18 protein-coding genes are annotated in these 20,042 nt (G+C 38.6%); 7 read left to right on the top strand and 11 right to left on the bottom strand.

What is annotated here, in order from left to right; all coding sequences use genetic code 11:
• Window position 1: 1 nt before the first annotated feature.
• The 4 genes from ACUNWD_RS07850 to leuS all read right to left on the bottom strand — a co-directional run bounded on the left by ACUNWD_RS07850 (window position 2) and on the right by leuS (window position 5,694).
• Window positions 2-1,267, bottom strand: a complete 1,266-nt coding sequence (locus ACUNWD_RS07850) for a M23 family metallopeptidase (protein WP_445587242.1) — start codon at window positions 1,265-1,267, stop codon at window positions 2-4.
• A 1-nt stretch (window position 1,268) separates the two neighbouring features.
• Window positions 1,269-2,138: a YitT family protein gene (locus ACUNWD_RS07845; protein WP_445587241.1), complete on the bottom strand. Its 870-nt coding sequence runs from the start codon at window positions 2,136-2,138 to the stop codon at window positions 1,269-1,271.
• A 141-nt stretch (window positions 2,139-2,279) separates the two neighbouring features.
• Window positions 2,280-2,783 (bottom strand): hypothetical protein, encoded by a 504-nt coding sequence (locus ACUNWD_RS07840; protein ID WP_445587240.1) that lies wholly within the window; start codon window positions 2,781-2,783, stop codon window positions 2,280-2,282.
• Between the two features lie 259 nt (window positions 2,784-3,042).
• Entirely contained in the window at window positions 3,043-5,694 is a 2,652-nt protein-coding gene (gene leuS / locus ACUNWD_RS07835) for a leucine--tRNA ligase (RefSeq protein WP_445587239.1), read from the bottom strand.
• 251 nt (window positions 5,695-5,945) lie between these two features.
• On the opposite strand from leuS, the gene ACUNWD_RS07830 reads away from it, so the two are divergent.
• Window positions 5,946-8,126 (top strand): prolyl oligopeptidase family serine peptidase, encoded by a 2,181-nt coding sequence (locus tag ACUNWD_RS07830; protein WP_445587238.1) that lies wholly within the window; start codon window positions 5,946-5,948, stop codon window positions 8,124-8,126.
• A 51-nt stretch (window positions 8,127-8,177) separates the two neighbouring features.
• Here the strand turns inward: ACUNWD_RS07830 and ACUNWD_RS07825 are convergent, their stop codons facing one another.
• The 4 genes from ACUNWD_RS07825 to ACUNWD_RS07810 form a co-directional block, all read right to left on the bottom strand.
• Window positions 8,178-9,389: an ATP-binding protein gene (locus tag ACUNWD_RS07825; RefSeq protein ID WP_445587237.1), complete on the bottom strand. Its 1,212-nt coding sequence runs from the start codon at window positions 9,387-9,389 to the stop codon at window positions 8,178-8,180.
• A 3-nt stretch (window positions 9,390-9,392) separates the two neighbouring features.
• A complete protein-coding gene (gene ercA / locus ACUNWD_RS07820) occupies window positions 9,393-10,559 on the bottom strand; it encodes an alcohol dehydrogenase-like regulatory protein ErcA (protein ID WP_445587236.1) in 1,167 nt (388 codons plus the stop codon).
• 214 nt (window positions 10,560-10,773) lie between these two features.
• A complete protein-coding gene (locus ACUNWD_RS07815; RefSeq protein WP_445587235.1) occupies window positions 10,774-11,487 on the bottom strand; it encodes a DUF6261 family protein in 714 nt (237 codons plus the stop codon).
• Window positions 11,488-11,696: 209 nt separating this feature from the next.
• A complete protein-coding gene (locus ACUNWD_RS07810) occupies window positions 11,697-11,849 on the bottom strand; it encodes a hypothetical protein (RefSeq protein ID WP_445587234.1) in 153 nt (50 codons plus the stop codon).
• A 440-nt stretch (window positions 11,850-12,289) separates the two neighbouring features.
• On the opposite strand from ACUNWD_RS07810, the gene ACUNWD_RS07805 reads away from it, so the two are divergent.
• From ACUNWD_RS07805 to ACUNWD_RS07790, 4 genes are all read left to right on the top strand, one after another.
• Window positions 12,290-12,895: a hypothetical protein gene (locus tag ACUNWD_RS07805; protein ID WP_445587233.1), complete on the top strand. Its 606-nt coding sequence runs from the start codon at window positions 12,290-12,292 to the stop codon at window positions 12,893-12,895.
• The gene (locus ACUNWD_RS07800) at window positions 12,895-13,143 is read left to right on the top strand and encodes a hypothetical protein (RefSeq protein ID WP_445587232.1); all 249 of its coding nucleotides are present in this window, start codon (window positions 12,895-12,897) and stop codon (window positions 13,141-13,143) included. The genes ACUNWD_RS07805 and ACUNWD_RS07800 overlap by 1 nt, the downstream gene beginning before the upstream one ends.
• A 196-nt stretch (window positions 13,144-13,339) precedes the next feature.
• Complete coding sequence (locus ACUNWD_RS07795; protein ID WP_445587231.1) at window positions 13,340-14,281, top strand: TRM11 family SAM-dependent methyltransferase; 942 nt, start codon at window positions 13,340-13,342, stop codon at window positions 14,279-14,281.
• 199 nt (window positions 14,282-14,480) lie between these two features.
• Entirely contained in the window at window positions 14,481-15,659 is a 1,179-nt protein-coding gene (locus ACUNWD_RS07790; RefSeq protein ID WP_445587230.1) for an MFS transporter, read from the top strand.
• Here ACUNWD_RS07790 and ACUNWD_RS07785 read toward each other — a convergent pair.
• The 3 genes from ACUNWD_RS07785 to ACUNWD_RS07775 form a co-directional block, all read right to left on the bottom strand.
• The gene (locus tag ACUNWD_RS07785; RefSeq protein WP_445587229.1) at window positions 15,656-15,919 is read right to left on the bottom strand and encodes a transporter suffix domain-containing protein; all 264 of its coding nucleotides are present in this window, start codon (window positions 15,917-15,919) and stop codon (window positions 15,656-15,658) included. The genes ACUNWD_RS07790 and ACUNWD_RS07785 overlap by 4 nt on opposite strands.
• 73 nt (window positions 15,920-15,992) lie before the next feature.
• The gene (locus tag ACUNWD_RS07780; RefSeq protein ID WP_445587228.1) at window positions 15,993-16,265 is read right to left on the bottom strand and encodes a hypothetical protein; all 273 of its coding nucleotides are present in this window, start codon (window positions 16,263-16,265) and stop codon (window positions 15,993-15,995) included.
• Between the two features lie 67 nt (window positions 16,266-16,332).
• Window positions 16,333-16,770 (bottom strand): peptidylprolyl isomerase, encoded by a 438-nt coding sequence (locus ACUNWD_RS07775; RefSeq protein WP_445587227.1) that lies wholly within the window; start codon window positions 16,768-16,770, stop codon window positions 16,333-16,335.
• 231 nt (window positions 16,771-17,001) lie between these two features.
• Here ACUNWD_RS07775 and gdhA (ACUNWD_RS07770) point away from each other — a divergent pair, with 231 nt between their 5' ends.
• Both gdhA (ACUNWD_RS07770) and gdhA (ACUNWD_RS07765) read left to right on the top strand, forming a co-directional pair.
• A complete protein-coding gene (gdhA, locus tag ACUNWD_RS07770) occupies window positions 17,002-18,354 on the top strand; it encodes an NADP-specific glutamate dehydrogenase (protein ID WP_445587226.1) in 1,353 nt (450 codons plus the stop codon).
• A gap of 266 nt (window positions 18,355-18,620) precedes the next feature.
• Window positions 18,621-19,955, top strand: a complete 1,335-nt coding sequence (gene gdhA, locus ACUNWD_RS07765) for an NADP-specific glutamate dehydrogenase (protein ID WP_445587225.1) — start codon at window positions 18,621-18,623, stop codon at window positions 19,953-19,955.
• Window positions 19,956-20,042: the final 87 nt, after the last annotated feature.

The following is a 20,042-nucleotide window of genomic DNA, read 5'->3' as shown; positions in this document are numbered from 1 at the left end:
ACTAATTCTTCACCGCAATCGTTTCAGGAAAACTTACCTTCTGTAATTCATTCATAAGAGAATCTTTGAATAAATTGTAGTTTGGTAGGTTTTCTTCTTTTACGGGTTCAACAGGTGGAGCTTTTACTTTTAAAGGATCCATTGGCGAACCATTTCTGAAAACCCTGAAGTCAAGATGCGGTCCCGAAGCTAGTCCTGTTTTTCCTACATAGCCAATCACCTGTCCTTGTTTTACGCGAACCCCCGGAGCAATTCCTTTTGCATAACCGTTTAAATGCATGTAACAGGTAGTATAAACTGAGTTGTGTTTTATGTATATATAATTACCACCGCCGCTTCTCTGGTAACCTTTTTTCGTGACAATCCCATCTCCAATTGACTGAACAGGCGTTCCTGTGGGAGCTGCATAATCAATACCTAAATGGGGACGGCGATATTTAAGTACCGGATGCATTCGACTATACGAAAATCGTGAACTGATGCGAGAGAATCGTAAAGGCGCTTTCAAAAAAGCTTTTCGCAAGCTTTTTCCTTCCTCATCAAAGAAACTCTCCAAACTGTCTTGTTCAAAAAGGAAAGCATAAAAATCTTCATTCATATGCTGAAACTGACTCGCGTAAATTCGGCCAATTCCGACTGAAGTACTATCCACATAACGTTCTTCATAAATTACCCTGAATTTGTCTCCTTTTTGGATTCCAAAGAAATCAATTGTCCAGGCATATATTTCGGAGAGCTCAATCGCCAATACAGGATTGACATTGTTGTCAGTCATGCTATTCCATAACGAAGATTGGATAGTTCCGGAGGCCGTTTTAAGTTTGGTCTCAATGGGTTTTTGCCCGCGGTAAATATCCAGGCTGTCATTGAGCTCGAATACGACATAATCAACCGGGTCTATTTCATAAACAAAATATAGTGGCTGATGGACAGTATCACGACTCAAAAATAAGTAGTACGGGTTCTTGTATTTTATTTTCCTTACATCAAATAATGGTTTTGATTTTCGAGCCAGTTGGTCAATGGTTTGGTAAGAGACCCCCTTTTTTGAAAGAATGTCTGACAGGTTTTGATTTCGTGCAATTGACGATTTTTCAACAAAGAATGAATCAATTGGTAAGCCAAATTTTAAAACAGGTTCGGGAGTAATTATTGGCTCGGGTTCAACAAGAATAATATCTTTTTTTGCAGGAGGGTATATAATAAAGAATACTAGTATGCTAAGAGTTATAAAAGTTAAGACACCTTCTGCAATATATTTTTTCATATCAAATTTTAATCTTATCAAACCCTTGTCCATAAACTCCCATGACACTCCCCATGGAGATAAAGGCTTCGGGATCAATCTCTTTTAGCTTTCTGAAGATTAAGCTTGATTCCCTTTTACGGACAACAGTCATTACAATTTTTACTTTTTCTTTGGTGAACCAGCCGGTTCCATCAAAAACAGTAACGCCTCTACCAGCATTTTTATTGATGTAATCGGCAATTTCGTCAAACTTTTTCGAAAATATAAAAATTTGAGCAGAAGCATTGGCTCCATTTAAAAAAGCATCGATTGTATACGAAATTACCCACATGGTAACATAACCGTAAACTAGTTTGGCAGGCGATTGAAAAACAAAGTAGGAAGAAGCTATTATTATTACATCGCAGTACATAATGACTCTGCCCGGACTAATATTCCTGTATTTGTTAATGATCATTGCGATGATGTCGGTTCCTCCGGTACTTCCTCCACGAGTAAATACCAGCCCAATGCCAATACCTCCCATCATGGCACCAAGAACTGCAGAAAGGAATGTATCATCAATCAGTGGTTCTGTAATTAGATTAGGAGTCAGCCAAAATAATAATGTTGCGACCCCCATGCTATAAATTGTTTTAATGCCGAAGCTTGCTCCTAAAATTTTTATAGCAATCAGAACCAGAAATACATTAATAATAAAATAGGAAATTGCGATTGGAATTTTTGAACTGTAAAAGATTACTGCTGATAATCCACTAATTCCGCCACCCGTGATTTCTGCAGGGATTAGAAAAATAGTCCAGGAAAGAACATACAGTGTCATCCCAAATGTGGTAATCAGGTAGTCTGTAAATAATGTTTTTAACTTCAATTTCCGTTCGTGGGTCATTTACTCTCTTTTTTATACTGGTTATTATTTGCTGTATGTTGGCAGGATAATTCTCCTACTAAAATTGGCTGCAAAAAAATATCTTTTTTAAAAAAGAAAGTATGGGAAAAAGTCATTTAGTGCGATATAATCGAATCGCTTTTATTTTGGAATTTTATCGTATTTAAGGGTGTACTCCCATTTTACCGATTTATATTTTTTGCCTCTGGAAAGAAGCTGAATGCCTTTTATTGCGCCAAATGTTCCCAATGCACCGATGGCAGCAGTAAAAGGAATGAGTATTATCGCATAACTGCCCTCTGATAGTACGGCAGCTGTCCCAATAATTCCACCTGCACCAGCCCATCCTCCAACTGCTGTGGAAGCAATTCCTCCAATGTTGCTGCCAGCTGTTTTAGAGTACAATTCCTGCACTTCACTTATAAGAATTGTATCTGAGTTTACAAGAATAGCTTCGTTGCTTGCCAGTTGAAATGTGCCTTTGAAAATCTGTCCGTACTTTTTGACCGTAATTTTTGAGCCTTCCTCTATAAATTTAGTCTTTTGATTTTTATAGTTCTTCACGATAATGCCATTTGGCGATTGAGCCACCCCCGTTGTTGCTGAAAAGAAAATAAAACACAAGATCAAAAGTGCATTTTTCATAAAATAGAAGTTAGTGTATAATTTAAGTCCATAGTAAGTTTTTGTTTTTCAGTGTGTAATACGGACTAGTGACATCCAGTTTCAATTTAAGTTCTTGGTAGAGGATTTTAATTGATTATATTTTTTTCGCGGCTGATAAATGTGGGGGAGGAAAGCTCGGTTTAGTTTATAAATAAACTGTTCATATGCGTTCTGAAACGAAAAAGGATGGATACTAATTAAAGAATCCATCCTTTTCTGTTTTATATATGTCGTAACGCTATACTACTACATTGATGATTTTCTTTGGAACGACAATCATTTTCTTTGGGGATTTGCCTCCCAACCATTTTTGTGAAAGTTCATGCTCCAACACAATCTTCTCAATTTCATCTTTTGGCATGTCTAATGGAAGTTCCAGTTTGAAACGCATTTTACCATTAAATGAAACCGGGTACTCATGAGTATCCTCTAACAGCAGGCTTTTATCGGCTACAGGCCATGCCTCGTACGCCAGCGTTTTTTCGTTGCCATACAATTGCCAAAGTTCCTCTGCAAGGTGTGGAGCATAAGGTGACAATATTTTGGCAAAGGTTTCTGCTGTTGCTTTGGTTACTTTACCTTTTTTTATTGCCAAATTATTGAAAACCATCAAAGCAGAGATTCCTGTGTTGAATTTCAGGTTTTCAATGTCATCACCAACCTTAATGATGGTTTGTTGAAGCAATTTCAATACTTCAGAATCTTCATCTCCAGTAGTGATGTTATCCATGTTGGCAAAGAAGCGGTAGGCACGTCCTAAAAATCCGAAAACACCTTTCACTCCATTCTCAGCCCATGGTTTGGTGTCATCTAAAGGACCCATAAACATTTCGTATAGGCGCAGCGCATCAGCACCGTACTTTTCAACAACATCATCAGGGTTAATTACATTTTTCAAAGACTTGGACATTTTTGCTACAATCTGACGCAATTCTTCTCCAGTTTGAGTGTGGAAATATTTACCGTCTTTTTCTTCAACCAAATCCGAAGTAACTTTTGCTCCGGTTTGAGTTTCGTAAGCAAATGCCAGGATCATTCCCTGGTTAAATAATTTTTTAAATGGTTCATTAGTTGAAACGACTCCTAAATCAAATAAGACCTTGTGCCAGAAACGTGAATATAATAAGTGAAGTACGGCATGTTCCGCTCCTCCAATATATAAATCAACCGGCATCCAGTAGTTTTCCAGTTTTGGGTCGAATATTTGCTCATCATTGTTCGGGTCAATATAACGAAGGAAATACCAGCAAGAACCTGCCCATTGAGGCATCGTGTTTGTTTCACGACGACCTTTGCGGCCATTTTCATCCACGACAGTTAACCAATCACCTGCATTTGCCAGAGGAGACTCGCCACCTTCGCCCGGTTCAAATTTTTCCATATCAGGCAAGGTAACAGGAAGCTCATCTTGAACAACGGTTACTTCTCCATCTTCCCAGTGAATAACAGGGAATGGCTCTCCCCAATAACGCTGACGGCTGAATAACCAGTCTCTAAGTTTGAAGTTGGTAGTGGCTTTTCCAATACCTTTTTCTTCCAGCCAACTGTTTACTTTTGCAATACCCTCTTTTTTGCTCAATCCATTAATGTCGAGCCCGGTTGCATCACTTGATGAATTGATATAAGCACCATCTTCGGTCCAGCAAGCTTTTCCTGCTAGTACCTTTTCGCGGGTTTCCTCGTCTGCATCTTTTGGGTCGAGAATACAATTGATTGGAATTTCAAATTTCTCAGCAAACTCAAAGTCACGGGTATCGTGTGCAGGCACCGCCATGATGGCACCGGTTCCGTATCCCATCAATACATAATCAGCAACCCAAATTGGAATTAGCTTTCCCGTTACTGGGTTCGTGGCATAACTTCCGGTAAATACACCGGTTTTTTCTTTTGCTAATTCTGTTCTATCCAGATCCGATTTTAAGGAAGCAGCCTGGGTATATTTTTCAACTTCAGCTTTCTTCTCATCAACAACAAGCTTTGATAGCATTGGATGTTCAGGAGAAACTACCATGTAGGTTGCTCCAAATAAAGTATCAGGGCGGGTGGTGTATACTCGAAGTTTTTCGTTTAATCCATCAATAATGAAATCGACTTCGGCTCCAATGGATTTTCCAATCCAGTTTTTCTGCATGTCTTTTACGCCTTCAGGCCAGTCCAACTCATCTAAACCTTCCAGTAAACGTTGTGCATAGTGTGGAATACGAAGCAACCATTGCTTTAGGTTTTTGCGGATTACCTGGTTCCCACACTTTTCATGTGAGCCGTCGGTCAATACTTCCTCGTTTGCACATACAGTTTTACAACTATCGCACCACCAAACCTGGGCATTGTCATAATAGGCCAAACGTTTTTTACTAATGTATTCTTTGATGGCTGCATCACCTTCGGCTTTCACTTCTTCAGGAATTGGCAGTTCGCTAATTGGTCTGCCTTTTCCTTGTTCGTAATCAAACCAGGTGCTATACAGTTTGGTGAATATCCATTGTGTCCATTTGAAATATTTAGGATCGGTGGTATTGATTTCACGATCCCAATCGTAACTCAATCCGAGTGTTTTAATCTGACGGCGGAAATTGTCGCAGTTTTTCTGAGTAGTAATTGCCGGATGGGTTCCGGTTTGAATGGCATATTGCTCTGCTGGTAATCCAAAAGCATCCCATCCCATTGGATGTAACACGCTAAAACCTTTCATCCGTTTGTAACGACTGATTATGTCTGTTGCAGTGTATCCCTCCGGATGTCCCACATGAAGCCCTGCTCCTGACGGATAAGGAAACATGTCGAGGATGTAATATTTAGGTTTCGAAAAATCGTTTTCCGTTTTGAAGGTTTTGTTTTCCTCCCAGTAAGCTTGCCATTTCGGCTCAATGTCCCAGAATTTGTATTCCATCGTATTGGTTGATTAAAAGCATTTTCGATTGAGGCGCAAAGATAGAAAAAACTGGCAAGAGTGCATAAGATTATTAATCTTCTGAATTATGAGAAAGCCTGAAATTGTAGTTGACGAAAAGTTGGAAAATGTTGTTATTAGTCAGTTTGTTACTTGTGTTTTTCGTAACTTGTATATCGTTTTGTTCCTAATCCTCTTTTCCCCACGGGTTTATACTTGTGTCCTTTATTCGAATTCAAAGCTTTTTTATTATGCAAACAAAACACCTTCTCTTTCTTCTGTTTATTTTCTTCTTAATTAGTTGTAGTCAAAAGAAAAACACGAATCTGCCACCTTTGGCCGAAGCTCAGCCAGTAAGTGATACGTATTTTGGCGTTGACATAACTGATCCCTATCGTTACATGGAAAATCTGGATGATTCCATGGTGGTCGGTTGGATGAAAAAACAATCGGATTATACCCGCGAGGTTCTTAGTAGTATTTCGGGGCGAGCTCCGCTAATCGAAAAATTGAAAGAATTAGATCAACGGAAATCAACAAGGATTTACAGTCTGGCAATTACCGATAATAATTGGTATTTCTATTTGAAGATGACTCCTGAAGATGAAACCGGTAAATTGTTTATGAGGGAAGGTTTTGAAGGTGAAGAATCGTTATTGTATGATCCGGAGACATTTAGCGACGACACGACAAAGCATTACGTGATTAGTAGCTTCCTTCCCTCAAATGATGGAACAAAGGTAACCATGGAGGTTGCTCCAAACGGATCCGAAAACGGAGTGCTTCAAATTATGGATGTTAAAAAGAAAGAGTTCTATCCGGAGAAAATTGATCATTGTTGGATGGGGGCTACATCCTGGTTGCCGGGTGAAGAAAGCTTTTTATATCATCAAATGAGCAGTGGTGATGTTCATGATATGGAAAGAGAGAAAAACACGAAAACTCTTTTGCATGTTCTGGGAACAGATCCACTATCGGATAAAGAAGTTTTTTCTGGCGCAAAATATCCTGAACTGGGAATAAAACCAGAGGAATTACCAATTATGTATTATGATCGTGATCCCAAATTGTTATTTGGAATATTATCAAGTGTGGATAATCGCTTGAATGTATTTTATGCTCCTCTTTCGGAATTGGATAAAGATAAGATTGCTTGGAAGCGATTATTTGCGCCGAAGGACAGTGTTTATAATTTTGGAACCAATGGGAAAAACTTTTTTATTTACACCCCCAAATCTGCGCCTAATTTCAAGATATTGACAATGCCAGTTTCTGATCCTGATCTTCAAAAAGCGGAAGTTTTGGTGCCGGAGTCTCCAGATGCGAAAATCAATAATTACATACTGACCAAAGATGCACTCTATTATTATTTAACTAGAAATGGAGTCGAGGCAAAGGCATACAGGCTTCCATTTGAAGAAAAGGATGCTGTAGAACTTAAGTTGCCTTTTGCAGCAGGAACCGTTTTATTGAGTAATAAAAATGTTTCCTCCAATGAAATCTGGCTGAGTATTTCAGGTTGGACCAATGACTTTATGCGATATCGTTATTTCCCCGAAAGTAATGAATTTGTATTGGAGAACTTATCATCTACAGCAGAATATCCAGAGTATGATGATCTGGTTGTTGAGGAAGTGATGGTGCTTTCACATGATGGTGTTAAAGTTCCGTTATCACTAATTTACAAGAATGATTTAAAAAAGGACGGCAATAACCCGGTATTTATGTTTGGTTATGGAGCATATGGGATGTCAATTAATCCAAGGTTCAGTCCGAATTTTGTCCTTTTGCCAACTACCAGGAATTGTGTGGTAGCTATCGCACATGTTCGTGGTGGAGGCGAGTTAGGAGAAGCATGGCATAAGGATGGAATGAAAACTAACAAACCAAATACATGGAAAGATTTAATTGCGTGTGCTGAGTACCTGATTAATGAAGATTATACTTCTGCAAAGAAAATTGCTATTAATGGTGGAAGTGCTGGCGGAATATTAATTGGTCGCGCAATGACCGAACGACCGGATTTATTTGCGGTGGCAATTCCAGAGGTTGGATGTATGAATACGATTCGTGCTGAAGAGTCACCAAATGGCCCTATTAATGTCCCGGAGTTTGGCACAGTTAAAGATTCTGTAGAGTGTATGGCTTTAATAGAAATGGATTCCTATTATCACATTGAAGACGGTGAAAATTATCCGGCGACGCTGGTAACAGCAGGTATGAATGATCCCCGGGTGATTGCCTGGCAACCCGCTAAGTTTGCAGCAAAACTTCAAAATGCCAATGCTTCGGACAAACCGATACTCTTGTTAGTTGATTTTGAAGCCGGGCATGGGATTGGAGATTCCAAATCCAAAACATTTGAGTCAATTGCGGACATATTCAGTTTTGCCTTGTGGCAAACAGGACATCCGGAATTTCAAGTAAAATAAGTTTGCAGATAAATAGGAAGGGATGGTTTAAAAATAATCATCCCTTTTTTTTCAAGATTGTGAGTTGATATTATTTGGATGGGTAAAATAGAAACAAGAGCCTTTTTCCGGGGTACTTTCAACCCATATTTTTCCTCCCAATAATTCGATAAATGCTTTTGATATGGAGAGCCCAAGTCCGGTTCCTTCAATTATTTTGTCAACAACAATATCTGTTTTGTGAAATCGATCGAAAATAATTTCGTGTAATTCTTCAGGAATGCCTACACCTGTATCTTTTACAAAAAATTGAATGAACTTATCTGAAGTGAATGTATACCCAACTGTAATTGATCCCGATTGAGTGAATTTTAAGGCATTGTTTATTAAGTTGGTTATTATTTGTCCTAATTTAATAGGATCAGAATTTAGGCGGAAAGGAACTGAGGAATTTGGTATTTCTGTGATAAGAGAGATGCTTTTTCGTTTTGCCTCTGGAGAGAAAGCACTAACCTGATCCGTTAATAATTGATTGATATCTGTTTCTTTTATCTTAATATTTATTTGTCCCGCTTCTATAATAGATATATCAATTAAGTCGTTGATTATACCAAGTAGTCGATCCCCACTTTGCATGATGATATCCAGGTATCGTTTTTGCGTGACAGGTTCGATTGTACTTTCTTTGAGCAAGTCTGCGAATCCAAGAATGCTGTTCATCGGAGTCCTTATTTCGTGGCTCATATTTGCCAAAAAAGCAGATTTTAAATGGTCGCTTTCCTCTGCATGTAATTTCGCTGCCAGGAGATCTTCTTCATACCTCTTACGATCTGAAATGTCTCTTACAATCGCAACAATGGCTTCTTTTCCGTGCCAGTCTGTTTTATTTAAGGCAACCTCAACAAAAATGGTTTCATCCGACTGGTACTTTTTAGTAATCCATTCAAAAACCATTGGGTTTCCTGCAAGAACCTCAGACCAATAATCGTCCAGTTTAGACAAATCATTTTTAGGGGAACTTAATTCGTGGATTGTTAAAGGAGTTGCGAAGTTTCTGGGAATTTGCAATGATTGATATACTTGCTCATTAATCATAAGGACTTCCCCCTTCTTGTCATGAACAAAGATCATATCATTCGCATTGTTCAGAACAGATTGAAAGCTCTCAATTGATAGCTTTAGCTCCTCAATTTTATTTTGCAGTTGAGGGTAATAGCTTTTTTTCGCTGAGCGGTCTCCAAGCCCAATAATTTTATTTCGATGCTCTTCCCACTGATTTTTCATGACTTACATCGCTTCAGAATAGATAACTTCAAGATCTCTTTCTTCCGGTGGCCTGGGATTCGTTGCGTTACACGGATCTTTTATTGCTTTTTTTGCCAACTGTGGAATCACAGAACTTGTCACTCCTTTTTGATTAAGTGTTGAAAGTATATCCAATTCTTTTTTTAAGGCAATTAGTTTATTTGTCAGTTCTTCTTTTATCTGTTTTTGTGTGAGATGATTGGTTTTAATATCCATATTCTCAGCAATGGTCTTATATTTTTCCGGTGCATTTTGAAAATTGTAATTGACCACATGAGGTAGCAGTATTGCGTTGCATTCTCCATGAGGAAGGTCAAGGTACCCACCAAGGCTGTGAGCCATTGAGTGAACACATCCTAAACTGGCATTCGAAAAAGCCAGGCCAGCATACAAGCTTGCTAAAGCCACTTTCCCGCGTGCTTGCAGGTCTGATGGATTTTTTACGGATGGAATCAGATTTTGATTAATAAGTCTGATCGATTCCAATGCATGCAGGTCGGTGAAATTGGAACTTGCATTTGATACAAAAGCCTCAAATGCGTGTGAAAGCACATCCATTCCCGTACACGCCGTCAGAAAGTGGTTCATACTTGTTAGCGGAACGGGATCGATAAGGGCAATATCCGGAACTACGGCCTTGCTGATAATTGCCATTTTATATCGCTCAACGGTATTGTTGATGATGGCGAATTGAGAGACATCAGCCGCGGTTCCTCCAGTTGTGGGTATGCAAATTAGCGGTGGCATGGGGACATCAATCATATCAACCCCCTCAAATGCGTGGATCTGTTTATGATTGGTGGAAACAATTCCGATACCTTTTGCACAGTCAAGAACACTCCCTCCTCCAATTGCCAACAGTATGTCGCATTTATTTTCCTGGTAATATTGAGCACCTTGCATTACCTCAAAATCCCTCGGGTTCGGCGAGACAGAGGAAAATATTTTATACTGAATTTCTTCTTCCTCAATACTTGCAATAACCTCGTTTAGCCATGGAGTTTTTGTTATTCCCTTGTCCGTGACAATCAATACATTTTTAGCTCCAAAGTAACGACAATATTTCCCCGCTTTTAGTCTGGCATCCTTCCCAAAAATAAATTCAGGTGCCACAAACTTACGTAGCTCTATCTCGACTTTATCATCCATATACGAAAGTTTTATATCAGAACCTTTAAATCGTGCATCCTAAGTTAAGAAATATTGAATTGAATTGTTAGAGAATATCCTGTTTTTGAGTTCGACGAAATTTTTATCTTTTAAAAGAAAACGGTTGGTAAATAAATTTTTCCTAAGAAGAAGAGCCCGGTCTGCAAGCGACCGGGCTTCATTGTTACACCCCTAATCAAAAAAACAAAACAGATTAGTCTTCCGGCTCCGTTTTTTTTGCGCGTTTCTTTACGGTTGAGTTATTGTCGGCAATGATTTCTGCAATGGTGCGGCCAAAATCACCATAATTTGACTCATCTACCAACACCATTGCCCGCAGGTAAATCACCAGTTTACTGTTGATGTGATAAACCACTTTCTTTTTTATTTCGGTTGCATTTTCCTCGGTACTTTCCTGGGCTTTTTCAGTTTCGTAAGCAACGCGGGCCTGTTCAAATTCATTCTGTGCGGTTTGCAATTGGGCGATTAGTGCATCGCAACCCGATAAATTGCCAATGGCTATCAGAACATTGGCTTTTGCAAGGTCTTTTAATAGCGAACTTACCAGTGACGATTCGGTGGCATAGCTTTCATCAATCATCGACATGCCATAGTTTTCAAGGATGGCATAAACGGTTTCAGCCGAATTTTGTATTTGTGCGTCGGGATGGTACAAATAGCCTGTAACCATATGAAATAGTCCCCGCAATGGGTTATCGCGAAGCTCATCTTTTTCTTCCAGCTCCGATTCTACTTTGGTTCGACGAATGGCAAGGGTTAACTGTGAGTTCTCGGCTTCGAGGCTGTTTAGGATGGCAGAAAGGTTGGTGTCGCTGCTCAAACTGGTGTTTTGGTAAGCACCAATTAGGCGCGTAGTGGTTGCGTTGACTTCGGTCACACGACTTTGATAAATCATTTTTTCGATCATAATAAATTTGTTTAATTGTTTTGCACACCTTACACTTGAATGTTTGCTTTTTGGGGTGGAAGATGCACTTCTAGATTAACAGTGTCACAATTTACGATAAATAGAATTAATCAAGGTAAATAGTTATTCATGTTTTTGAACATGTATCAAGATTATGTAATAAATAACTCCGTGTCTATGGATAGATACATTTGAAAACGTTTACTATACTATTTTAACAAATGGACGTATCTCCACGCATTCACTTTTGCAGATTTTGTGGTTTGGAGGTATCTCCATTGCTTCCCGGTGTAAAAGTCAGGCCATGGAGAAACCTCCAAAGCTTCTCCGCTTAGCATTTCATGGTTTGGATAAACCTCCATGCCTTCCCTGGGGAACTTTTTAGCTTTGGACGAACCTCCACGGAGGTGGTTTTTAAAATTGCATTGGCAGTATCTCCAAAAGAAGTCTTTTCAGCTTGACCCCTTCCGTTATTATGTCCATTTCATGGACAAACTCCTCATCCCCTTACCGGTAGGGGGACAAATCCGTCGCAAGATCGATTTGGGGGGCGCTTATAACCAATCCAAATTAGCTAAGCATAATAATAGTTAAGGGTTGATTTTGTAAATTAGGTGAAATTTTAAGCCAACAATCATGCCCCTAAGCAAAAAATCTCTTGCAAGAATAAAAAGTCTGATAGGCGTAGTTTTTAATTGTAAGATGAATTTAATCAGCTATGTACACACCGGATGCTATACTCGAAATATAATGCACCCGGCATATACACGTACGTTAACGCCAAGCTTGAAAAAAACGAGATATGATGGAGACCTCAATTTTAGCAGAAGAATTTGAAAAAATTCAAGATGGAGATTTATTATCAATTATCGATTTTTTCGAAACAAACGAAGATTCTTTATTATTCAAAAAATCTCATGAAATAGGAGAAATTGATTATATCTACATTGACTATTTAGCTTCTCTTCTTGAAAAGTCAAGGTATTCAAGAATTTTAGAAACAGTTGAAAAGTTTGAGAAATTGGATGAATTTAAAAAGTATAGAAATTCAGATTTGGACTTTGACGAAGATTTGAGGTTTTATAAGTATTCATCTTTGTATTACAAAAAACGATATAGAGAATCCATAAAAGGATTTGAAAAGCTTGTACACGACTTTCCTAAAAATGAGGATTACCATGGTTGGCTAATTGACTCCATGAAAGGAATTAGTACTAATGTCTTTAGACTAATAATGTTCTCGACAGGTGCTTTAATGTTTTTGATTTTAGTAATTCGCATGTATTGGAGCCTTCCTCTTTTAGGCACATTAAACAGGATCGCAGAAGCACTATTTATATTATCAATTGTGTTATTTTTCATTGACTTGAAAAGAAAAAGAAAATTGCCAATTCAAAAAGAAATTTGATGCGTGGTACAATTGGAAATTTTGTAATTGAAATAATTGGAGCCTTTGTTGTTTGGGCACTTAAAGGATTTAAAGGGGCGATATCTGATGAAATGTCAGGTCCGCATGAATCTAATATTAAAACTTGGAGAAATTTTTTGATAACAATAATTGTGGTTCTTCTAGTAGTTGTAGTTATTGGAAAACTGCAGAAACCCGCAAATGAAACTGGAACCTATAAAATTGAAATTATTAATAAAAACAAATAAAAGCCAGGCGTTAACAAAAACATATTGCAGGGCGGGGTTTGGTGGTACGCCAACTGCGGATTCTCGTTTCGCAGTTCCTTGTCCTTCGGACAGGAACGCTCTTCGAAATCCGCAACGACAACATGTACCAACAGTTAACTTTTATATACCATGTATGATATAATTAATAATTTCGCACAACTATTTGACATGAACTATGACCAATCACCGCTACATATATTCATTTAAATACGACATTCATAACAGGGAATTATGTAAGTTGGAATCGAGGCAAATTTTTGACGAAGAAGAAAAGAATAACTTACTGTTTTCGGATATCAAAGTTGATCCATCAATCAGTCCTTTTATTAAAAACAGATTTGAGATTATTTCATCTTCAGCAGATTATTCTATGCTGCTAAAAAAGGTCAAGGAAGAAAATATTCGTGTTGATGGATTTAAAGCGGAATACATGGTATTGGATGGTGACTCTACTATATATACCGAAAGGCTTAGCAAGTTAAAAGACATAGGATATTGTATAGAAGGTGATCCCGATTATATTACCCCATTGATAACTTACTCGATCTGCAATTATAAAAATACCTGGTATTTCGGGGTTTTAAAGAAACACAATACCGACTGGTTTAAACACAAAAAGAAACCTTGTTCGTTTAGCAGTTCAATAAACATGGATATTGCTAAAGCACTGGTCAGTATTGCTTCAAAAGGTAACAAAGCCAATCGTTTATTAGACGCTTGTTGTGGCGTTGGCACCGTAATGTTGGAAGCATGCATTTCCGAATTCGACATAGAGGGATGTGACATCAATTGGAAAGCTTGTAAATACACAAGAGAAAACCTTGCACACTATAACTATGCCGCCAGTGTATATCGCTCAGATATTAAAGATATTAATAATAAGTACGATGCAGCAATCATTGACCTTCCGTATAATTTATATACTTCTTCAAATGATACAATAAACTTCAATATTATAGAATCGGCCTCTAAATTGGCTACTCGCATAGTCATTGTATCTACCTCTGATATTAAAACTCTAATAAATAAATCGGAACTTAAAATTTCTGATTTTTGCTCAGTTGAAAAAAAAGGAAAGAAATTTTCAAGAAACATATGGGTTTGCGAAAGAATATAATGCGAGCTGAAACAGAAAGCGAAAAGCCGTCAAACTTCAATGAAGTATAAGGGGCGTGACGCGGTTCAAGCATATGATCTGTGATCCGAACATTGTCAAAGTCCTTTAGATGATGGTTCCGTTTTTATGCCAGAACATTGTATATCCTTTGTCCGTTTTCTTAATATACTTACATTTATTCCCCTAAAATGGAATCTTCATGAGTGGCAATCAGTCTATATTCAAAAGCAGAAGTCTGTATATAATTTTTAGCACCACCCTGGTTGCAGTAATGGGAGTTGCAAGTATAACTCCAGCATTTCCGACTATCATCAAGTATTTTGATATTACAGCTCAGCAGGTAGGTTGGTTAATTGCTTCATTTACTTTGCCGGGTATCTTTTTAACTCCTGTTACGGGAGTGCTGGCTGATCGCTTAGGGAGAAAGATCATATTGGTTCCTTCCTTATTTATTTTTGGGATAGCAGGTTTGTCTTGTGCTTTTATCCGTGATTATGAATGGCTGCTGGTACTTCGTTTTGTGCAGGGAGTTGGCGCCAGTTCGTTGGCAAGTATTAATATTACATTGATTGGTGATATGTTCTCGGGAGAGCAACGAACTTCGGCGATGGGGTATAATGCGAGTGTGTTGAGCATTGGAACTGCATCTTATCCGGCAATAGGAGGTTTGCTTACCGTTTTTGGCTGGTCGTATGTGTTTGTTTTGCCTGTGCTCGCAATTCCGCTAGGTATATGGGTAATTTATGGATTGAACAATCCCGAACCTCAAAATCATCGTGGGTTGAAAGAGTATTTTGGAAATGTTTGGCGCACCATTAATCGTCCAATTGTTTGGGGGCTGTTTTTTGCCAATATCTTATTGTTTGTCATTCTTTACGGAGCATACCTAACGTATTTCCCATTGCTCTTGGAGAATCGTTTCGAAGCTGATTCTGTCATCATTGGGGGAACCATGTCATTAATGTCGATGGTTACTGCTTTGACTTCCTCTCAATTATTTCGAATAAATAAAGTGATCGCCCCCAGGCAGCAATTAATGATTTCAACGGGTTTATATTTTCTTTCCATGTTATTTCTTGCATTCACGATGGGATGGGAAGGAACCCTGATTGCTATTGTATTATTTGGACTGGGACATGGGATCTTAATTCCGTCGATTCAGAATATGTTGGTTGGATTGGCTTCCATTCAGGAACGTGCAGCATTTATGTCGCTAAATGCGATGGTTTTGCGTGTCGGACAAACTGTTGGTCCACTTTTAATAGGAATTTTTTATGCTTTAGGCGGAATATCTTCAGCTTTTATCGCCGGGGCAGGTGCTGCTGTTTTGATGTTTCTCTTAATTGTTATTTTAGTTCGGCCAGCTAAAGAAGTTTAGTAATTCTTCTTTTTGTTCTTTTCTTTAAACCAATTAACCGGGTTGAGTCGGGCTTTGTATTTTGTGAAAAGCTCTTTCCCTACGATTAATCCACCGATCCAAAAAACTACTTCCATTGCGATGAAACTTGCCGATGACCAAAATACCTTTTGGTTGGTTTCTAGTTCCATAAAAGGAACTAATATGGTTAATGCGAAAAAAACACCACTAAAAATCATAAGGAAGATGCCCAGCTTTATTTGCCAGTTTTTCTTTTTCATACAACTATTACTTTGAGTGTAGTAACAGCTGAATAAACTTAAAAGATTAATGGAGTGGTACTTTATTTGGAATTTAGATGGAGATAAAATAGATCGTAATTGCCACCAGGACGATTGCAATTACCCAGATGACAACCCGGATTTGCTTTTCTTTTTTCTTTCTCGCTTTTATCTTTTGGATGAATAGTTCTGTTTGCCTGGGAGATACCTGTTTGTATTGAAGCTTTTTATGCAGCAATTTCCCATTCTTTTCAAAAGCCTGATGTTTATTGTGCCGTTCTTTAATAAGGTTTCGGTTGCTTCGCAATGATTGCATCATGGCTGCTATGGCTCCACCTCCTAGCATAAATAGTTATTTTAATAGGATTGGAAAAACCCAATCCTATCGCTTATCTAATTATAAAGTTGCAGTATTATTCTTCAATAATTACAATCTTTTCAATCTCATCTCCCTGGCGAATGTCGTCGATTACTTCAAGACCTTCGAAAACTTTCCCAAAACAAGTGTGTCTGCGGTCGAGGTGAGCAGTATTCTCACGACTGTGGCAAATAAAAAATTGAGAGCCACCAGTGTCTCTTCCAGCGTGAGCCATTGATAAAACACCTCTGTCATGATATTGGTTGTCACCATCTAATTCGCACTTGATACTATATCCGGGGCCACCTGCTCCTGTTCCATCAGGACATCCTCCCTGAATAACGAAATTTGGAATGACCCGATGGAATGTCAACCCATCGTAGAAGCCATCTTTTGATAACTTGATAAAATTTTCAACAGTTCCGGGAGCGTCGTTTTCATAAAATTCTACTTTCATTACTCCTTTACTGGTGTGGATTTCTGCTTGTTTCATTTTTAATTATTTAATTGAGGGTGTAAAAATACAACAAAGCATCCACTTTAAAAAAGCAGCTATTAAAGATTAAGCCATCACGGTTTGCTCGCTGAAAAAGCGAATGTGATAGCCTTTGGATCAAGTTTCTGGTTTATAAATTCCATTTGAAGATATTTTCTTACTGTTAAAGAACAGCTTGTAAAACACGCTTATATTTAGGAACTTATAGTTAAAATAAAAAACTTCAACATGGTTAAGACTAAAGATCAATTTATCGAGGAATTTATGGCTTACGTAAAAGCCAGAGACCCATACCAAGGTGAGTTTCACCAGGCGGTTCACGAGGTAGTTGAGTCGTTAGCACCTTTTCTGCTAGGCAATCCACGGTTTTTGAAATCGAAAATATTGGAACGTCTGGTTGAGCCCGAAAGAGTTATTCAGTTTAGAGTTCCCTGGGTTGATGACAAAGGAAACATACATGTAAATCGTGGATTCAGAATTGAGATGAATTCAGCAATTGGTCCTTATAAAGGAGGCTTGCGATTTCACCCAACTGTAAATATGAGTATTTTGAAATTTTTAGCTTTTGAGCAGGTTTTTAAAAACAGCCTGACCAGTTTGCCAATGGGGGGTGGCAAGGGAGGCTCTGATTTTGATCCAAAAAATAAAACCGATTCGGAAGTGATGCGATTTTGTCAAAGTTTTATGACTGAATTACAAAGGCATATTGGTCCGAATACGGATGTTCCTGCAGGTGATATTGGGGTTGGTGGTCGAGAAATTGGCTTTTTATTTGGCCAATACAAAAGACTGAGAAATGAATTTACCGGCGTGTTGACTGGGAAAGGTTTGGAATGGGGCGGAAGCTTGATTCGTCCAGAAGCTACTGGGTATGGTGCTGTTTATTTTGCTGAGGAAATGATGAAGGGAAAAGGAGAGTCGTTTCAAGGTAAAACAGTAGCAATATCAGGTTCTGGTAATGTAGCCCAATACGCTGCTGAAAAGGTTTTGGAATTGGGAGGAAAGGTGGTTACTATGTCTGATTCTTCAGGTTCTATATATGATCCGGATGGCATTGATCGGGAAAAACTGGATTATGTAATGGAGTTAAAAAATGTTCAGCGGGGAAGGATTAAGGAGTATGCAGAGAAGTATGGGTGTGAGTATTACGCTGGAAAGCGTCCTTGGGGGATTGCTTGTGAAGTGGCTCTGCCTTGTGCAACTGAAAATGAATTAGATGGAAATGATGCAGAAGCATTGTTGAAAGGAGGTTGCCAGGTAGTGTCTGAAGGAGCGAATATGCCCTGTACCCCAGAAGCCGTTCATGAATTTCATCAGGCACAAATATTATTTGCTCCGGGCAAAGCTGCCAATGCTGGTGGGGTTGCCGTATCTGGATTGGAAATGGCGCAAAATAGCATGCGATTAAATTGGACTCGAGAGGAAGTTGATACCCGTTTGCATACTATTATGAAGAGCATTCATGCGATGTGCATTCAATATGGTACGCATCCCAATGGATGGGTGAATTATGTTGATGGTGCCAATATCGCAGGATTTGTAAAAGTAGCAACAGCAATGATGGCTCAGGGAATTGTCTAAGTCAGTTTAAATAGGGGATACTATTCAACTACGAAAAAGCATGAATCATCTTGGTTCATGCTTTTATTGTGAATTAAATTGAAGGATTACGTTTACTAGTTAATTATTAAATGGATACTATTCGTCGCTCAATTTGCTTTTCTTTTGTTTCTGTTTTTAAACATTTGACTTCTTCAGCAGACTTGGAATAAAATCAGTTTTTAGGTGTATTTTCGTCGCTTCCTTTGTTTGACAAATACAAATCATTTTGAATCAAAAAGAGCAAGATGAGCAACAATATTAATGATTTTATCGAAGCCTTAGAGGCTAAAACTCCTGGCGAAAGAGAATTTCATCAGGCTGTGCAGGAAGTAGTTGAATCTATTTGGGAGGTTTATCAGCGTAATCCCAGGTATCAAAAGGCCAAAATTTTGGAACGAATGGTAGAGCCTGAGCGCGTTATCATGTTTCGCGTTCCGTGGATTGATGATCAGGGAGAAGTGCAAATAAACCGTGGATACCGGGTTGAGTTTAATTCTGCATTAGGCCCGTATAAAGGTGGACTTCGTTTTCACCCTACAGTTACACTATCAATTTTAAAGTTTTTAGGATTTGAACAAACATTTAAGAACAGTCTAACAACTTTGCCGATGGGTGGAGGTAAAGGAGGTTCTGATTTCAGTCCGAAAGGGAAAACTGACAACGAGATAATGCGCTTTTGTCAAAGTTTTATGACTGAGTTGCAGCGTCATATTGGACCAAATACAGACGTGCCAGCCGGTGATATTGGCGTTGGTGGCCGTGAAATTGGCTATTTATTTGGGCAATATAAGCGCATTCGAAATGAATTTACAGGCGTTCTTACAGGAAAAGGGTTAGCTTGGGGAGGTAGTTTAATTCGCCCGGAAGCAACAGGTTTTGGCGCAGTCTATTTTGTTCATCATATGCTTGAAAATTTGGGGAAAGATATTGCGGGACATACATTTAGTGTTTCAGGCTTTGGGAATGTTGCCTGGGGAGCAATTTCTAAAATCAATGAGCTTGGTGGTAAGGTAGTGACAATCTCAGGTCCTGATGGGTATGTTTATGATCCTGACGGAATCAAGGATGAGAAAGTTGAATACTTGCTTGAATTAAGAGCAACCAATAATGATATTGTGGAGCCTTATGCCCAGGAATTTAATGTTGAATTCTTCTCTGATAGGAAACCTTGGGAGGTTCCGGTTGATATAGCCATCCCTTGTGCCACACAGAACGAAGTTGATTTGGACGATGCCAAATTGTTAGTTCAAAATGGATGTTTCCTTTTGGCTGAAGCGTCGAATATGGGATGTACAGCAGATGCTGTTGAGTATTTAATTGAAAACTTACATTATGCCCCCGGGAAAGCGGTTAATGCCGGAGGTGTGGCAGTGTCCGGATTAGAGATGACACAAAATAGTCAGCGATTGAATTGGACTCGGGAAGAGGTTGACAAACGTTTGCATATCATCATGCGTGAAATTCATGATACTTGTGTAAAACATGGAAAGAATGGAAGTAGAATCAACTATGTGAAAGGCGCAAATGTTGGTGGATTCGTTAAGGTTGCAGATGCAATGTTAGCGCAGGGAGTTGTCTGATAAATTGTAATATTGCCGATTTTTTATCAATTGAATAGTTAAACAAAATCAAGTAATATAACCGGAAAGGATCATCAGGATCTTTTC

It is taken from the genome of Sunxiuqinia sp. A32, assembly GCF_052690465.1.
This window is presented reverse-complemented; position numbering and strand designations above follow the sequence as displayed.

Excerpts from the sequence above, each read along its gene's own strand:
- ACUNWD_RS07850 (WP_445587242.1), bottom strand. The coding sequence starts at position 1,267 with ATGAAAAAATATATTGCAGAAGGTGTCTTAACTTTTATAACTCTTAGC.
- ACUNWD_RS07845 (WP_445587241.1), bottom strand. The coding sequence starts at position 2,138 with ATGACCCACGAACGGAAATTGAAGTTAAAAACATTATTTACAGACTAC.
- ACUNWD_RS07840 (WP_445587240.1), bottom strand. The coding sequence starts at position 2,783 with ATGAAAAATGCACTTTTGATCTTGTGTTTTATTTTCTTTTCAGCAACA.
- leuS (WP_445587239.1), bottom strand. The coding sequence starts at position 5,694 with ATGGAATACAAATTCTGGGACATTGAGCCGAAATGGCAAGCTTACTGG.
- ACUNWD_RS07830 (WP_445587238.1), top strand. The coding sequence starts at position 5,946 with ATGCAAACAAAACACCTTCTCTTTCTTCTGTTTATTTTCTTCTTAATT.
- ACUNWD_RS07825 (WP_445587237.1), bottom strand. The coding sequence starts at position 9,389 with ATGAAAAATCAGTGGGAAGAGCATCGAAATAAAATTATTGGGCTTGGA.
- ercA (WP_445587236.1), bottom strand. The coding sequence starts at position 10,559 with ATGGATGATAAAGTCGAGATAGAGCTACGTAAGTTTGTGGCACCTGAA.
- ACUNWD_RS07815 (WP_445587235.1), bottom strand. The coding sequence starts at position 11,487 with ATGATCGAAAAAATGATTTATCAAAGTCGTGTGACCGAAGTCAACGCA.
- ACUNWD_RS07810 (WP_445587234.1), bottom strand. The coding sequence starts at position 11,849 with ATGGAGGTTTATCCAAACCATGAAATGCTAAGCGGAGAAGCTTTGGAG.
- ACUNWD_RS07805 (WP_445587233.1), top strand. The coding sequence starts at position 12,290 with ATGATGGAGACCTCAATTTTAGCAGAAGAATTTGAAAAAATTCAAGAT.
- ACUNWD_RS07800 (WP_445587232.1), top strand. The coding sequence starts at position 12,895 with ATGCGTGGTACAATTGGAAATTTTGTAATTGAAATAATTGGAGCCTTT.
- ACUNWD_RS07795 (WP_445587231.1), top strand. The coding sequence starts at position 13,340 with ATGACCAATCACCGCTACATATATTCATTTAAATACGACATTCATAAC.
- ACUNWD_RS07790 (WP_445587230.1), top strand. The coding sequence starts at position 14,481 with ATGAGTGGCAATCAGTCTATATTCAAAAGCAGAAGTCTGTATATAATT.
- ACUNWD_RS07785 (WP_445587229.1), bottom strand. The coding sequence starts at position 15,919 with ATGAAAAAGAAAAACTGGCAAATAAAGCTGGGCATCTTCCTTATGATT.
- ACUNWD_RS07780 (WP_445587228.1), bottom strand. The coding sequence starts at position 16,265 with ATGCTAGGAGGTGGAGCCATAGCAGCCATGATGCAATCATTGCGAAGC.
- ACUNWD_RS07775 (WP_445587227.1), bottom strand. The coding sequence starts at position 16,770 with ATGAAACAAGCAGAAATCCACACCAGTAAAGGAGTAATGAAAGTAGAA.
- gdhA (WP_445587226.1), top strand. The coding sequence starts at position 17,002 with ATGGTTAAGACTAAAGATCAATTTATCGAGGAATTTATGGCTTACGTA.
- gdhA (WP_445587225.1), top strand. The coding sequence starts at position 18,621 with ATGAGCAACAATATTAATGATTTTATCGAAGCCTTAGAGGCTAAAACT.